Origin of the sequence: Burkholderia lata (assembly GCF_902499335.1) — a bacterium.
GTDB lineage: Bacteria > Pseudomonadota > Gammaproteobacteria > Burkholderiales > Burkholderiaceae > Burkholderia > Burkholderia lata_B.
Genome location: NZ_CABVQK010000007.1, coordinates 24693 through 40156, shown reverse-complemented (window position 1 = coordinate 40156; position 15464 = coordinate 24693). Strand labels below are relative to the sequence as shown.

Genomic DNA, 15464 nt, shown 5'->3' with positions numbered 1-15464 from the left:
TTTCCGGCCGATGTCGGCCATGTGCATCATGCGTCGTCCGCGTCGGCACCATCGGTACCTTCCGCGCCGAGCAGCCCGGCCGCCGTGTCGCCCGGCAACGCTTCGACCTGCTTCAGCTTGCGGTTCATCACACGCGTGCGCTGCTCGGCCGCCTCGATCGAGCGCGTGACCGTTTCGAGCTGCGACTTCGTGCGCGCAAGTACGTCGCCGAACTTGCCGAACTCCGTCTTCACCGCGCCGAGCACCTGCCACACCTCGCTCGACCGTTGCTCGATCGCGAGCGTGCGGAAGCCCATCTGCAGGCTGTTCAACAGTGCGGTGAGCGTCGTCGGGCCGGCGACCGTCACGCGATAGTCGCGCTGCAGCAGGTCGGTCAGCCCCGGGCGACGCAGGATCTCCGCATAGAGCCCTTCGGTCGGCAGGAACAGCAGCGCGAAATCGGTCGTATGCGGCGGCGCGACGTATTTCTCGGCAATCGTGCGCGCCTCCATCCGCACGCGTGCTTCGAGCGCGCGGGCCGCTTCCTCGACGGCCACCGCATCGGCGCGCTCCTGCGCGTCGATCAGGCGCTCGTAGTCCTCGCGCGGGAATTTCGCGTCGATCGGCAACCACACGGGCGGCGCGTCACGCGTGCCGGCCTCGCGCCCCGGCAGCCGGATCGCGAACTCGACGCGCTCGCTGCTCTTCGGCACCGTCGCGACGTTCTTCGCGTACTGCTCGGGCGTCAGCATCTGCTCGAGCAGCGCCTCGAGCTGCACTTCGCCCCAGGTGCCGCGCGTCTTCACGTTGGTCAGCACTTTCTTCAAGTCGCCGACGCCCGCCGCGAGCGTCTGCATCTCGCCGAGCCCGCGATGCACCTGCTCGAGCCGGTCCGACACGAGCTTGAACGATTCGCCGAGCCGATGCTCGAGCGTCGCGTGCAGCTTCTCGTCGACGGTGCGGCGCATCTCCTCGAGCTTCGCCGCGTTGTTCGTCTCGATTTCCTTCAACCGCTGTTCGAGCGTCGCGCGTACCTCGCCGATCCGGCGGTCGTTCGCCTCGGTCAGTTGCGTGAGCTGCCGGTTCAGCGTGTCGCCGAACAGCCTGAGCGCGCCCGTCTGCTCCTCGCGCGCCTGCTGCGCCTGGCGCTGCAGGCTCTCGCGCATCGCGTCGAACTGCTGCGCATTGCCGGCGACGAGCTTGCCGAGCTGCTGTGCGAAACCCTCGATCTGGTTGTTCTGCACGGTCGCCACGCTCGTCAGTTGCGCGGCGAGCGTCTGCTGAAGCTGCGCGAAGCTACCGGCCAGCTCGGTGCGCGAGCCGCGCGCGTTCTCGACGATCTCGCCGCGCAATTCGCGTTCGAGCCGCTCGACCGCACGCGCCTGCGCATGCGCGGCGTCCTCGATCTGGTCGCCCAGTACCGCCGCATCGTCGTGGCGGCCACCGCCACGCACGAGCGCGACGATCGCCACCGCAAGCGCGACGGCCAGCACGACGACCGCCGCAAGCAACAACGTCATCGTCATGCGCGCGGCTTCCCGATCACGTCAGGGTTGATCGGATTCGGCGGCTGCCCCGCGCGCGGCCCCTCGCCCAGCGCGGCGATCAGGTTGTCGGCGGCGAGGTTCGCCATCGCGCGGCGCGTTTTTTCGGTCGCGCTCGCGATATGCGGCGTCAGCACGACGTTCGGCACCTCGAGCAGCGCCGGATGGACCGTCGGCTCGCCTTCGTACACATCGAGGCCGGCGGCGGCGATCGTGCCGTCGCGCAGCGCGACGGCCAGCGCCGCGTCGTCGACGATCCCGCCACGCGCGATGTTGGTCAGCGTCGCGGTGGGCTTCATCTTCGCGAGCTCGGCCGCGCCGATCGTGTGATGGTTCTCCTTCGTGTACGGCAGCACGAGCACGACGTGATCGGCACGGGCGAGCAGCGCATCCTTCGACACGTATTCGGCATTCAGCTCGGCCTCGATCTCGGGCGCGACCCGCGACCGGTTGTGATAGATCACCTGCATCCCGAAGCCGCGCGCGCGGCGTGCAAGCGCCTGGCCGATGCGCCCCATCCCGATGACGCCGAGCGTCGAACCGTAAATGTCGCTGCCGAGGAAGCCGTCGTACGCCCACTTCTGCCAGTGGCCGGCCCGCAGCCAGTGTTCGGATTCGGCGATCCGGCGTGCTGCGGCCATCATCAGCGCCCAGCCGAAATCGGCGGTCGACTCGTTCAGCACGTCGGGCGTGTTGGTGCCGAGCACGTTCGCCGCATTAAACGCGGCCATATCGAAATTGTTGTAGCCGACCGCCATGTTCGCCACGGCGCGCAGGCGCGGCGCCGCCGCGAGCGCCGCCGCGCCGACCGGATCACCGGCCGTCAGCGCGCCGTCCTTGTCGGCCAGACGCGCGGCGAGCGCGTCGGGCGCGAGCGCGTCGCCGTTGTTCCAGTCGACCTCGAAATACTGCTTGAGCCGCTCGATCACGTCCGGAAAGATCGGACGCGCGACCAGGATCTTCTGCATCGCCATCTCCGCATGCCGCGGACGGATCGCAGCGCGCCGTGCGCCGCCGTGACCGCCCGCTCTAGGTTGAAAATCGTCAGCTTACGCCGTGAAGAAGATCCACGACGTCAGCAGGAATACCGGTATCAGCACGACCAGCGCCCAGCCGAGATACGCGAAGAAGCTCGGCATCTTCACGCCGCGCGATTCGGCGATCGCCTTCACCATGAAGTTCGGCGCGTTGCCGATATAGCTGTTCGCGCCCATGAACACCGCGCCCGCGGAAATCGCGGCGAGCGTCGACGCGCCGGTCGTCATCAGCGACTGCGCATCGCCGCCCGCGAGGTTGAAGAACACGAGATAGGTCGGCGCGTTGTCGAGGAACGACGACAGGATGCCGGTCGCCCAGAAGTACATCGCGTCGATCGGCTTGCCGTCCGGCCCCGTGACGAGATGGACGATCTGCGCGAACGCACCGTCGGCACCGGCACGCAGGATCACGATCACCGGTGCGATCGTCACGAAGATCCCCGCGAACAGCTTCGCGACTTCCTCGATCGGCGCCCAGTTGAACGCGTTGCCCTCGCGCGCGGAGCGCGGCGTCAGTGCGAGCGACGCGAGCGTCACGCCCACGAGTGCGACGTCGCGCACGAGGTTCTGCAATGCGACGTGCGTGCCCCATACGTCGAACGTGATGCCCGGCTTCCAGATGCCGCTCATCAGCACCAGGCCGATCACGGCCGCGAGCAGCACGAAATTGATCTTGCCGTCGATCGACAGCCGGGCGCTGTCGGGCGTCGGGTCGAGCACGGCCGGCCGCTCCTCGCCGCCCTTCCGGTAGAAGTACGTATCGAGCACGAAGAACAGCGTCAGCAGCACCGCGCAGATGAACAGCATCGGCAGCGCGAGGTGTGTGGTCGTCCAGAAGAAGCTCACGCCATTCAGGAAACCGAGGAACAGCGGCGGATCGCCGAGCGGCGACAGCGATCCGCCCGCGTTCGCGACGAGGAAGATGAAGAAGATCACGACATGCACGACATGCTTGCGGTTGTCGTTCGCGCGCAGCAGCGGCCGGATCAGCAGCATCGCGGCGCCCGTCGTGCCCATCACGCTCGCGAGCAGCGTGCCGAGCGCGAGGATCGCGGTGTTCAGCTTCGGCGTGCCGTGCAGGTTGCCGTTTACGCAGATGCCGCCCGCGACCGTATAGAGCGCGGTGAGCAGCACGATGAACGGAATGTATTCCTCGAGCAGCGCATGAACGAGCGTGCCGAACGCGGTGCCCGCGCCGAACGCGACCCCGAACGGGATCAGGAACACGATTGCCCACCCGGCCGCAATCTTGCCGAAGTGGTGATGCCAGAACACGGGGGCGACGAGCGGGAACAGTGCGATGGACAGCAGGATCCCGGCGAACGGGATGCCCCAGAGGGCAGACAGCGTGGCACCGTCGAGCGTTGCGGCCGATGCAAGCGCGGGAACGGCGCCAAGCGCGATCCCCGACGCCATGCCCGCCCAGGCGGCATGTCGTTTCATGCAGAACTTCCTTGTTCGAGTGGTAGTGGATGCGGCGGGCGCGTCATGCGCCCCGTACGACGATCACGTGAACGCGGTACGGGCCGTGCGCGCCCAGTACGATGGTCTGCTCGATATCGCCCGTGCGCGACGGGCCCGACACGAAATTGACCGCGCGCGGCAATTCGCCGCGCTCCGAGCGGATCAGTGCAAACGCGTCTTCATGACCGGCGACGATCCGCGACGCGGGAACGATCGCGATGTGTGTTTCCGGCAGCAGGCCGGCCGACGCATAGGTGTCGGGGCCGGACAACAGCACCAGCGAGCCCGTTTCGGCAGTCGCGCAAAAACAGCCCGTGAGGCCGACCAGATCGCCGTCGCGCGGCTTGCGGCATTCGACCGACAAGCCTGCGCCCGCCCAGTCGAAATCGGCAAGCGTGCGCCACGCGACGGCCTGCGTCGGCAGGCCGTGAGCGGAAAGGTAGCGGGCCGCGGCGGCCGGTACCTCGGCCAGCGTCGCGACTTCGTCGACCGTCGTCGACAGGCGTGCCGCTTCGTCGACGAATGCCGCGACGAGATCGGCCGGCGCCGGCGGGCGCGGACCCTCCGGATGACGGGCGAGATAGTCGGCAACGCCGTCGCGCTCGGCCGCATCGGGTTCGGCCGCACGCCCCTGCGCCGCGCGAATGCGCGCGAGGATCTGGCGACGGGCAGCGGAAGTGTCCATGAACGGTCCTCGTGACGTTGGCGGCGATACCGTCGGATTATACCGGCCGACCTCGCCGCCACGCAGTTTTGGCCGTTCGGCCGACGCCTACTTCGACGCGTCTTCCTCGACCGGCTGCGCGATGCCGAACACCTGGCGCAGGTACGCGAGATACGCCTTGTCGTCGCACATGCTCTTGCCCGGCGAATCCGACAGCTTCGCGACCGGCTGGCCGTTGCAGCGGACCATCTTGATCACGATCTGCAACGGCACGTAGCCGAGATCGTTGGTGAGGTTCGTGCCGACACCGAACGCAAGCTTGCTGCGGCCGCGGAACCGTTCGTACAACTGCATGACCTTCGGGATGTCGAGCGCGTCCGAGAACACGAGCACCTTGGTACGCGGGTCGCAACGGTTCGACTCGTAATGGCGGATCATCCGCTCGCCCCATTCGAACGGATCGCCCGAATCGTGGCGCGCACCGTCGAACAGCTTGCAGAAGTACATGTCGAAATCGTTCAGGAATGCGTCCATCCCGTAAACATCCGACAACGCGATCCCGAGATCGCCGCGGTATTCCTTCGCCCACATCTCGAAGCCGTAGGTCTGCGAATCGCGCAGCCGCGGGCCGAGCGCCTGGCATGCCTGCAGGTACTCGTGCGCCATCGTGCCGAGCGGCGTGATGCCGTGCTTCATCGCGTAAAGCACGTTGCTCGTGCCCGCGAACTGCGGGCCGAGGCCGTCGCGCAGCGTGAGCGCGACTTCCTCGTGCCAGACCTTCGAGAAGCGCCGGCGCGTACCGTAGTCGGCGATCTTGCAGTCGGCGAACTCGGGCTTCGCACCGAGCAGCTTGATCTTCTCGCACAGCCGCTCGCGGCCTTCGCGATAGTCGGGCTCGCGCTGCGTGTTGCGGAAATACACTTCGTTGACGATCGCGAGCACCGGGATCTCGAACAGGATCGTGTGCAGCCACGGCCCCGTGATCTCGATGTCGATTTCACCGTTGCCCTTCGGCGACGGCGTGATCGAGATGTACTTCTCGTTCAGGTGGAACAGCGCGAGGAAATCGACGAAATCGCTCTTGATGAAGCGCATCCGCCGCAGGTAGTCGAGTTCGACGTCGGAAAAACGCAGCGCGCACAGGCCGCGCACCTCGTCGCGGATCTCGTCGATGTACGGCACGAGATCGACGCCGGGCGTGCGGCACCGGAACCGGTATTCGACGCTTGCAGCGGGGAAGTGATGCAGGACGACCTGCATCATCGTGAACTTGTAGAGATCCGTGTCGAGCAGCGAAGTGATGATCATGATTACGGCACCGCCAATATCGTGACAGGGCCTCGGCGCACCGCGCGCCGCCCGGTCTGTCGGCCATGTTACCCGAATGCGGGCCCGACCATCGTGAAACCGCCTGCGGCCCTGCTCCGGTCGCACCGCCCTGCCGGCACACGGCACACGCGCCCCCGCTGGTGCGTCCCTTCGCCGGCCCCTTGGCGGGGCCCCATAAACTAATCACGAAACGATATAAGCCGGATAGCCGACCACGCCATGCGGGTTTTGCGCTTCAGTTACAATGCCGGTTTTGGCGCAATCGCCACCCCATATATACCGCCAAGCAGGAGCGTTTTAATGACTCACGTTGTGACCGAAGGCTGCATCAAGTGCAAATACACGGACTGCGTGGATGTGTGCCCGGTGGATTGCTTCCGTGAAGGTCCCAACTTTCTCGCCATCGATCCGGACGAGTGCATCGACTGCGCCGTGTGCGTCGCCGAGTGCCCGACCAATGCGATCTATGCCGAAGAAGACGTTCCGGGCGACCAGCAGCAGTTCACCGCGCTGAACGCCGAGCTGGCGAAGGACTGGCCGTCGATCACGAAGACCAAGCCGGCACCGGCCGACGCGGACGAGTGGAAGGACGTGCAGGAGAAGCTGCACCTGCTCGAACGCTGATCGCGCGGCGGCCGCAAAAATTTTTTGTGCGCCGCGGCTCAAAAGTATTGACGACCTGATCAACGCTCCATATAATCTCGTTTCTCTGCTGTTGTTGTTTGTTCCCCGATAGCTCAGTCGGTAGAGCGCCGGACTGTTAATCCGTAGGTCCCTGGTTCGAGCCCAGGTCGGGGAGCCAAAAACGCAAAGGCCCGTTGAAAGTGGACGGGCTTTTTGCTGGTAGACAAACAAGCATGCAGATGTACCGATTTATTCCCCGATAGCTCAGTCGGTAGAGCGCCGGACTGTTAATCCGTAGGTCCCTGGTTCGAGCCCAGGTCGGGGAGCCAAATAGCGAAAGGCCCGTCATTCGACGGGCCTTTTGTTTTTCCGGCCCGCCTTTCATCGCCCGGTCGCGCGCATGCTAGAGTCTCTGTCCCGCATTCGCATCCGGTTCCGTCGATGAAGCACCGCATCCTCCGCTCAGCCCCCTTCGCCCTCCTGCTTTCCGCATTCGCCGCGGCACCGCTCGCGCACGCGGAGGAAGTCGGCAGCGTCAACACCCATTTCCGTGTCACGGGCTCCGATCGCGTGGTCGTCGAGGCGTATGACGATCCGGTCGTAAACGGCGTGACCTGCTACGTGTCGCGCGCCCGCACCGGCGGGATCAAGGGCACGCTCGGCGTCGCCGAGGATCCCAGCGAAGCGTCGATCGCATGCCGGCAGGTCGGCCCGATCAGCTTCAAGGAGCCGCTCAAGCAGCAGACCGACGTGTTCAGCGAGCGCATGTCGTTCATCTTCAAGACCCTGCACGTCGTGCGCGTGGTCGACGCCAAGCGCAACACGATCGTCTACCTGACCTACAGCGACCGCATCGTCAGCGGCAGCCCGAAAAACGCCGTCACCGCGGTGCCGATGCCGGCCGGCACGACGATTCCGGTCAAGTAAAGCCCGCGCCTGCCGGGTGCGCGAGCGATACACTGTCGATTCGACCGCTCCCGCGCCCGATCATGTCCGCCACCCGCCTTCCCGACTCCGCACGCTACTGGCGCACGCCGCTGCTGCCGGATGCGGATCTCGTCACGGCCACCTATCGCGACCACACGTTCGCGCCCCACTGGCACGACGCGTACACGATCCCGTGATTCTCGAAGGCGCGGAACGCTTCACCTATCGCGGCAGCGGCTACGTCGCCGAAACCGGCTCTGTGCCCGTGATCAATCCCGGCGAGGTGCATACGGGTTCGCGCGCAGCCGACGAGGGCTGGTGCTATCGCGTCAGCTACATGCCGGTCGAATTCATTCGCGAACTCACCCGTGCGATCACCGGCCGCCCGCAGGACGCGCCGTGGTTTGCGCCCGACGTGATTCGCGACGCCGATCTTGCCGCCCGGCTCACGCTGGCGCACCGGATGATGGAGGCCGGCAGCGAGCGCGCACTGCCGTCGCAGGCACACGGGCTGCCGGCTGCCGGCGATCCGGTGACCGGCGTACCGCGCGTCTACGATCCGCTCGCTGCCGAAACGGCAATGCTCGATGCGTTGTCGACGCTGATCGTGCGCCATGCCGACGCACTGCCGCGACCGGCACCGCTCGCGGCGGACGAACCGCGCGTCGACGCGATGCGCGAGCGGCTCGCCGCCGATCTCATGTGCGCGGTGACACTCGACGAAGTCGCTCAGGCGGCCGGCCTGTCGCCGTTCCACGCGGCGCGCCTGTTCACCCGCACGACCGGCATGCCGCCGCATGCCTGGCGCAACCAGTTGCGCCTGCAGCGCGCGCTGGCGCCGCTGCGCGCGGGCGTACCCGTCGCCGACGTCGCGGCGGCCAGCGGCTTCGTCGACCAGAGCCACTTCACACGGCATTTCAAGCGCATGTTCGGCGTGCCGCCCGGGCGCTGGCAGGCAAGCTGACGCGTAGCGTCCGGCCCACCACCGCACCGCCACCGGCGCCGGCGCGCGGGAAAGCCTCCGCCCCCATCCCGCGAGCGCAAGAACATACAAGCCGGCACACCACCAGCCCGCTATCCTCCAGTTCATGGAGGAGCACCCCTTGAACCCGACACCCGCATCGCCCGCTCGCCGCCCATTGAACGAATGGCTCGACGGCGCGCGCGACACGATTCCGATGATGATTGGCGCCGCCCCGTTCGGCGTGATTTTCGGCACGCTCGTTGGCGGCGGCCCGCTCGCCGCGTGGCATGGTGCGCTGATGTCGCTCGCCGTGTTCGCGGGCTCCGCGCAGTTCATCGCGCTCGGCCTGATCGCGGGCAGCGCGAGCTTCGTCGTCGTGCTCGCGACCACGCTGATCGTGAACTTGCGTCACCTGCTGTACAGCGCAACGCTCGCGCCCTATGTCGCGCACCTGCCGCTGCGCTGGCGCGCGACGCTCGGCGCGCTGATGACCGACGAGGTATTCGCGGTCGCCTATGCGCACTACCGGCATTTCCCGCCCGGTGCGATCGGCCCCCACTACTTCTTCGGATCCGGGCTCGCGATGTACCTGAACTGGCAGGTCTGGACGCTCGCCGGCATCGGCTTCGGCGCGGCGTTCCCGGGCCTGCAGTCGCTCGGCCTCGATTTCGCGATGGCGGCGACCTTCATTGCGATCGTCGTCCCGCAGCTCGGCACGCTGCGCTATTTCGCGGCGGCCGTGACGGCCGGCACGCTGGCGTACTTCTGGCAGGGCTGGCCGTACAAGCTCGGGCTGCTCGGCGCGGTCGCCGCCGGCGTCGCGATCGGCGTCGCGCTCACGCTGCTGCACGAACGCACACGTGCCGGCTCGCGTACGGAGGCCGCATCGTGAACTACGCGCTGCTGATTCTCGGGATGGCCGTCATCACGTACGCGATCCGCTCGACGCTGTTCCTGTTCGGCGAACGGCTGACCTTCCCGCCGCTCGTGCGGACCGCACTCGGCTTCGTGCCCGTCACCGTGCTGACCGCGATCATCGTGCCGATGACCGTCTCGCCGCATGGCGGCACGGCCGAGTTGACCTGGCGCAATCCGCAGCTCGTCGGTGCGCTGGCGGCCGTGCTCGTGTCGGCGGCAACCCGCCGCCCGCTCGTGACGATCGCGGCGGGGCTTGCGGTGTTCTTTTTCTGGCAAGGGGTCGTGCTGCCTCACTGGCTGCCCGCCTGAGCACACGCTCGGTCGCGCGCGCTCAAGTTTCCGCCCGGCAGGCCGATATAGGGGATGAAGACCCGCCACCGGCCTCGGCGCGCACCGGTCAGTCGACGCTGCGCCCGCCCCGGTGCGCCGTGCCGGCCGTCGGCTTGCGCGGGCCGCCATCGAGACGATTCATGGGCCAGATCACCCTTTCCCTCAAGGACGACACGCTAGAGTCCCTGCGCAAGGACTACGACGCGTTCGTCCGCGTGTCGCTGAAACTCGACCCGCAGTTCGCGACGCCGTCGTTCGAGGATTTCCTGCGCGCCAAACTGCTCGACAACATGGTGCCGCTGACCGAGCACGCGGTGCAGCGGATGCTGCAGGGCGGCCAGTACGCGTGGGCAAAACGCACGCTCGACAAGGAATTTCCGGACGTCGTCGCGATCCTGATGCGACAGGCCGGCGAATTCGGTTTCGGCTTCGCATCGCGTTCCGAATGGACCCCCGATGAGCTCGCGAAGGCTTGCCGCGACTGGGCGAAAGCGATCGTCGCCGAAGCCCAGGGCGACCCGTCGCTGATCGACCCGCTCGCCTCGCAGATCAAAGGGGCCGCGCAAGACATCCAGACGCTCGAGGAACTGATGCAGACGCCTGCATGGCGGCTCGCGGAATCGCTGCGACAACGGGTCTACGAGGCCAAGCTCGCGTGCGAGATGAGCGTCGGCAGCACCGCGCGCGACAAGCTCGGCGAACTGCGCGGGCTGCTGCGGCTCGGGCTCGCGCACGGCTCGTTCCAGAAGCAGGAAGCGCAGCAGATCATGGAATACCTGCGGCTGCTGAAGCCGGAGATCTTCGTCGAGGAACCGTACGACGTCTTCGCCCGGCTCGCCGCATGGCTGCGTAGCGTATTCACCCCGGCTGCCGCGCGGCCGGCGCAGGGCCAGGGACAAGGGCAAGGACAGCGCCGGCCGTAACGGCACGCTGATGCGCATCGACAGATGAATATGGCCCGGTTCGCGCAATGCGAACCGGGCCGTCGGATGGCCACCGTCGCGATGCACCGTCCGGGACGAGCGTCGCGCGGCACCAGGCACCGCTTACTGCGTGGCGCCCTGAGCCGATGCACCGCCCTCCGCGCCGACCGACGCGCCGCCTTCGGTCGCTTCGCCGGCCTTCGCCTTGGCCGAGCCGACATGGCTCTTGGCCGACTTCGCGGCATGCTTCGTGTGCTTCTTGGCCGAGTGAACGGCCGACGACGCCGTATCTTTCGCGCCATCGGCTGCCGCGCCGACTGCATCGGTTGCACCGCCGACTGCATTGCCCGACGCGTTCGCGCCCGCACTGCCCTGCATGCCGGCACCGGCACCGGCACCCGCCGCCGGCGTCTGCGCCTGTACGCCGGCACCGGCTGCACCCTGCACCGCCGTGCCCGTCTGGGCAAATGCGGCCGACGTGGCGAACGCCGTCAGCGCGGCACCGATCAGCATCGTACGAATCTTGGACATGGCAATTCTCCTCAGGAAGTTGTGCGCCCGAACCGCAGCGATGCAGTCCGGTGCGTCCCCCGCCACAACACGCGGCAGGTACGACAAAAGACCCGCGGCCCGCACGGCCGGTTCTCGAATCTCTCAGACTGTTACCCACCGTTTCATTTGCTGACGAATGGCTCACACTCCCTAACAACTGCATGCAGCGGCCGGCCGCGCTCGCGCGCCGGCCCGCGGTGCCGTATGATGCGAGGCGATTCCTCCCGCGCATTGCGCCCCTTCTTCGTCATGCCCAACCTGGATTTCACGCTGACCGGCGAATACGTCGAGCTGCACAACCTTCTCAAGATCACCGGCCTCGCGGACAGCGGCGGCACCGCGAAGCTGATCGTCGCGTCCGGCGCGGTGAAAGTCGACGGCGCGGTCGAACTGCGCAAGACCTGCAAGATCCGCGCGGGCCAGGTCGTCCTGCTCGGCGACACGCGCATTGCCGTGCGCGAAGCCTAGGGATCTGTTCCCCCTGCCTGCGACATGGCCATCGGCGCGCGCGTTCGACACGGTTCGAATAAAGCCGTAAGCTAGCCGTCTCTCAAAATAAATACATATAGCGCGGGCCCGCACCCGCGCGAGCGCCCATTCCATGTCGCATTCCGGTCTTACGCGGACGGCCGCCGCGCCGCCGTCCCTGTCCAGTCACGCCGCCGATACCGCGCGCCTCGCCGCGCCGCTCGCGATCGCACAGCTCTCGCAGATGGCGATGAGCGTCACCGACACGGTACTGCTCGGCTCGCTCGGCCCCGATTCGCTTGCCGCGGGCGGACTCGGCGCGAACTTCTTCTTCGTCATCGTCACGATCCTGCAAGGCGTGCTGTCGTCGGTCAGCGTCAGCGTCGCGCATGCGCGCGGCGCCAAGGCCGATGAGCGCGTACCGCACATCTACTGGACCGGCTTCGCGCTGTCCGTGCTGCTGGCGATTCCGGCGATCATCGCGCTGTCGCTGTCCGAACCGATCCTGCTGATGTTCCACGAGCCGCCATTGCTCGCGCATCACGTCGGCGAATACACCGGCATCCTGCGCTTCGCGGCGCTCGGCAGCCTGATCGGCGTCGGGCTGATGCGCGCATTCCTGCCGGCGATCGGCGCGGCGCGCCGGCTGCTGTGGGTGTCGATCGGCGGCGTCGGCGTCAACGGCGTGCTGAACTACGGGCTGATCCACGGCGCGTTCGGGCTGCCGCGCCTCGGCTTCCTTGGCTCGGCGGTCGCGACGACGATCACGATCTGGCTCACCGCGCTCGCACTGATCTGGCTGCTGCACGGCCGGCAGCGCTTTCGTCATTTCGTCACCGCCGCGCGCCCGAAGCTGCCGATGATGGGCGAACTGATCGGCATCGGCTGGCCCGTCGCGATCACGTACGGGGTCGAGTCGACGCTGTTCCTCGCGACCGGCCTGACGATCGGCGTGCTCGGCGCGACGTCGCTGGCCGCGCACCAGATCGCACTGAACGTCGCGTCGGTGGCGTTCATGGTGCCGCTCGCGATCGGCCAGGCCGCCAACGTGCGGGTCGGTTACTGGGTCGGCGCAGGGGCACCCGTCGCCGCGCGGCATGCGGGCTTCGTCGCACTCGGCCTCGGTGTCGCGTTCATGACGCTGTCGGGCATCGTGCTGGTCGTCGCGCCGCATGCGATCGTCGGCCTGTACCTGAACCTCGACGATCCGGCCAACGCGGCCACCGTGTCGCTCGCCGCATCGCTGCTCGGCATCGCCGCGGTGTTCCAGATCGTCGACGGCGCGCAGACCGTCGCGTCGGGTGCGCTGCGCGGCCTGAAGGACACGCGCATCCCGATGCTCGCGGCGACCCTCGGCTACTGGGGCATCGGCTTTCCGACCGGCTACTGGTTCGCGTTCCACGTGGGGCTCGGTGCGCGAGGCCTCTGGTGGGGCCTCGCCGCCGGCCTCGCAAGCGTGGCCGTGCTGATGGCGTGGCGCTTTCATCTGAAGAGCGGGTCGCTCGTGACGTCGCCGCACTGAGCGCGACACGACGCGAAATCCGAGCCGGCGCTATGCTTGCCGGTTGAAGATCTCAAGACGCCGCGCGAGCGGCGCGACTGCCTCAAGATACGTCTGATTACGTCTGATGCCGCGCGACGACGCGCGGCCTTTCCCCTTTCCTGGAGGAGTGGATCATGAACGAAGCAGTTCGGATGGAACGCGATACGTTCGGCGAGATCGCCGTGCCGGCCGACCGGCTCTGGGGCGCACAGACCGAGCGCTCGCTGCAGAATTTCCGGATCTCGACCGAGAAGCAGTCGCCCGAGCTGATCCACGCGCTCGCGATCGTCAAGCGCGCCGCAGCGGCCGTGAACCAGTCGCTCGGCGTGCTGGCCGACGACAAGGCGCGCGCGATCATCGACGCGGCCGACGAGATCATCGCCGGCAAGCATCCGCGCGAATTCCCGCTCGCCGTGTGGCAGACGGGCTCCGGCACACAGACCAACATGAATCTCAACGAGGTGATCGCGAATCGCGCGAGCGAACTGATGGGCGGCGAGCGCGGCGAAGCGCGCAAGGTTCATCCGAACGACGACGTGAACCGCGGCCAGTCGTCGAACGATGTGTTCCCGACCGCGATGCACGTCGCGGCCGCGTACGCGATCGTCAATCACCTGCTGCCGGCGCTGCGCACGCTGCGCACGACGCTCGACGCGAAGTCGAAGGCGTTCGCCGATATCGTGAAGATCGGCCGCACGCACCTGCAGGACGCGACGCCGCTCACGCTCGGCCAGGAGTTTTCCGGCTACGTCGCGCAGCTCGACCAGGGCATCCGTCACGTCGAATCGGCGCTACCGCACCTGTACGAACTCGCGCTCGGCGGCACCGCGGTCGGCACGGGGCTGAACGCGCATCCGGAGTTCGCGGTGCGCGTCGCCGATGAAATCGGCCGGCTCGCGAAGCTGCCGTTCGTGACGGCACCGAGCAAGTTCGAGGTGATGGCGGCCGCCGATGCGCTGGTGTTCGCGCACGGCGCGCTGAAGACGGTCGCGGCCGGCCTGATGAAGATCGCGAACGACGTCCGCTGGCTCGCAAGCGGGCCGCGCTGCGGGCTCGGCGAGCTGTCGATTCCCGAGAACGAGCCGGGCAGCTCGATCATGCCGGGCAAGGTGAACCCGACGCAGTCGGAAGCCGTGACGATGCTGTGCTGCCAGGTGTTCGGCAACGACGTCGCGGTCAACGTCGGTGGCGCGAGCGGCAATTTCGAGCTGAACGTGTTCCGGCCGATGATTGCGCACAACGTGCTGCAATCGGTGCGGCTGCTCGCCGACGGCGCGCAGAGCTTCAACGACCACTGCGCGGTGGGCATCGAGCCGAACCGCTCGCGGATCGACCTGCTGCTGAATGAATCGCTGATGCTCGTGACGGCGCTCAATCCGCACATCGGCTACGACAAGTCGGCGCAGATCGCGAAGAAGGCGCACAAGGAAGGCACGACGCTGAAGGCGGCCGCGCTCGCGCTCGGTTACCTGACCGAGGCGGAATTCGATGCGTGGGTGCGCCCCGAGCAGATGATCGGGCAGTAACGGCAGGAAAACGGGCGCGGCGCGATGCGCGGCGCCCGCAGCGGTCAGACCGCGCCCTTCGCGACCTCTTCCGGTTTCATCTCGACGATCTTGTCGAGCGCGGCCCGCACGTCGGCCGCGTATTTCGCGAGCACCTTCTGCTCGTCCGTCTCGGGCACGAACGGCGGCACCGGCACCGGGTTGCCGTTCTCGTCGACCGCGACGAACACGACGAGGCAATCGGTCGTCTGGCGCAGCACGCCGCCCTTCGGGTCGCCGGCATGCACGGACACATGGATGTGCATGCTGGTGCGGCCCGTCGCGACGACGCGCGCCTTCAGCTCGACCAGATTGCCGACCAGGATCGGACGCTGGAAGCGGATATTGCCGACGCTGACCGTCACGCAATAGCGGCTCGACCAGACGGCCGCGCACGCATACGCGACCTCGTCGATCCACTTCATCAGCGCGCCGCCATGCACCTTTCCGCCGAAGTTCACGGACGACGGCTCGGCGAGGAAGCGGAATACGGTTTCGGTGCGGTCGAGGGCCGCCGGTACGGGGGAGGATTGGGGCATCTTGTTGGCTCCAGGCGGCAGGGGCGCTGTAATCGGGCCATTATACGTTGCACTGCGGCAACGCGTCGCGGGGCGCCCCGTGTGGCGCGGCTGCCGGGGCCCTGCCCGGCGCACA

Annotated in this window: 15 protein-coding genes, 2 tRNA genes and 1 pseudogene; 11 read left to right on the top strand and 7 right to left on the bottom strand. The window is 67.3% G+C overall.

Features of this window, described 5'->3' with window-relative positions; genetic code table 11:
- Positions 1-26: 26 nt before the first annotated feature.
- The 5 genes from rmuC to pncB all read right to left on the bottom strand — a co-directional run bounded on the left by rmuC (position 27) and on the right by pncB (position 5996).
- Complete coding sequence (gene rmuC, locus BCO18175_RS18220) at positions 27-1505, bottom strand: DNA recombination protein RmuC (RefSeq protein ID WP_174982992.1); 1479 nt, start codon at positions 1503-1505, stop codon at positions 27-29.
- Positions 1502-2491 (bottom strand): 2-hydroxyacid dehydrogenase, encoded by a 990-nt coding sequence (locus BCO18175_RS18215; RefSeq protein ID WP_174982990.1) that lies wholly within the window; start codon positions 2489-2491, stop codon positions 1502-1504. Before BCO18175_RS18215 ends, rmuC begins: the two co-directional genes overlap by 4 nt.
- Before the next feature lie 81 nt (positions 2492-2572).
- Positions 2573-4003, bottom strand: a complete 1431-nt coding sequence (locus BCO18175_RS18210) for a sodium:proton antiporter (RefSeq protein WP_174982988.1) — start codon at positions 4001-4003, stop codon at positions 2573-2575.
- Between the two features lie 43 nt (positions 4004-4046).
- Positions 4047-4709, bottom strand: coding sequence for a LutC/YkgG family protein (locus BCO18175_RS18205; protein ID WP_174982986.1), 663 nt, complete (start codon positions 4707-4709; stop codon positions 4047-4049).
- Positions 4710-4796: 87 nt separating this feature from the next.
- Positions 4797-5996: a nicotinate phosphoribosyltransferase gene (gene pncB, locus BCO18175_RS18200; RefSeq protein ID WP_174915630.1), complete on the bottom strand. Its 1200-nt coding sequence runs from the start codon at positions 5994-5996 to the stop codon at positions 4797-4799.
- Between the two features lie 321 nt (positions 5997-6317).
- Here pncB and fdxA point away from each other — a divergent pair, with 321 nt between their 5' ends.
- From fdxA to BCO18175_RS18160, 8 genes and pseudogenes are all read left to right on the top strand, one after another.
- Complete coding sequence (fdxA, locus tag BCO18175_RS18195; RefSeq protein ID WP_174915629.1) at positions 6318-6641, top strand: ferredoxin FdxA; 324 nt, start codon at positions 6318-6320, stop codon at positions 6639-6641.
- Between the two features lie 102 nt (positions 6642-6743).
- A tRNA-Asn gene (locus tag BCO18175_RS18190) sits at positions 6744-6819 on the top strand.
- A gap of 75 nt (positions 6820-6894) precedes the next feature.
- Positions 6895-6970: transfer RNA gene (locus tag BCO18175_RS18185), tRNA-Asn, on the top strand.
- A 112-nt stretch (positions 6971-7082) separates the two neighbouring features.
- Entirely contained in the window at positions 7083-7568 is a 486-nt protein-coding gene (locus BCO18175_RS18180; protein ID WP_174915628.1) for a CreA family protein, read from the top strand.
- Positions 7569-7630: 62 nt separating this feature from the next.
- A pseudogene (locus BCO18175_RS18175) lies at positions 7631-8532 on the top strand (AraC family transcriptional regulator).
- Between the two features lie 124 nt (positions 8533-8656).
- On the top strand, positions 8657-9424 hold the full coding sequence (locus BCO18175_RS18170) for an AzlC family ABC transporter permease (protein WP_011351381.1): 768 nt from the start codon (positions 8657-8659) through the stop codon (positions 9422-9424).
- Positions 9421-9759 (top strand): AzlD domain-containing protein, encoded by a 339-nt coding sequence (locus tag BCO18175_RS18165; protein WP_174915625.1) that lies wholly within the window; start codon positions 9421-9423, stop codon positions 9757-9759. Before BCO18175_RS18170 ends, BCO18175_RS18165 begins: the two co-directional genes overlap by 4 nt.
- 161 nt (positions 9760-9920) lie before the next feature.
- A complete protein-coding gene (locus tag BCO18175_RS18160) occupies positions 9921-10703 on the top strand; it encodes a DUF4088 family protein (RefSeq protein ID WP_174970282.1) in 783 nt (260 codons plus the stop codon).
- A 123-nt stretch (positions 10704-10826) separates the two neighbouring features.
- On the opposite strand, the gene BCO18175_RS18155 is transcribed toward BCO18175_RS18160, so the two are convergent.
- Positions 10827-11234, bottom strand: a complete 408-nt coding sequence (locus BCO18175_RS18155; RefSeq protein ID WP_174982984.1) for a hypothetical protein — start codon at positions 11232-11234, stop codon at positions 10827-10829.
- A gap of 270 nt (positions 11235-11504) precedes the next feature.
- Here BCO18175_RS18155 and BCO18175_RS18150 point away from each other — a divergent pair, with 270 nt between their 5' ends.
- The 3 genes from BCO18175_RS18150 (at position 11505) to fumC (ending at position 14792) form a co-directional block, all read left to right on the top strand.
- Complete coding sequence (locus BCO18175_RS18150) at positions 11505-11723, top strand: RNA-binding S4 domain-containing protein (RefSeq protein WP_006486208.1); 219 nt, start codon at positions 11505-11507, stop codon at positions 11721-11723.
- Positions 11724-11856: 133 nt separating this feature from the next.
- Entirely contained in the window at positions 11857-13245 is a 1389-nt protein-coding gene (norM, locus tag BCO18175_RS18145; RefSeq protein WP_174970280.1) for a multidrug efflux MATE transporter NorM, read from the top strand.
- 155 nt (positions 13246-13400) lie between these two features.
- The gene (gene fumC, locus BCO18175_RS18140; RefSeq protein WP_174915621.1) at positions 13401-14792 is read left to right on the top strand and encodes a class II fumarate hydratase; all 1392 of its coding nucleotides are present in this window, start codon (positions 13401-13403) and stop codon (positions 14790-14792) included.
- Positions 14793-14836: 44 nt separating this feature from the next.
- Here fumC and BCO18175_RS18135 read toward each other — a convergent pair whose 3' ends face one another.
- Positions 14837-15349, bottom strand: a complete 513-nt coding sequence (locus BCO18175_RS18135; protein WP_096472781.1) for an acyl-CoA thioesterase — start codon at positions 15347-15349, stop codon at positions 14837-14839.
- Positions 15350-15464 lie beyond the last annotated feature (115 nt).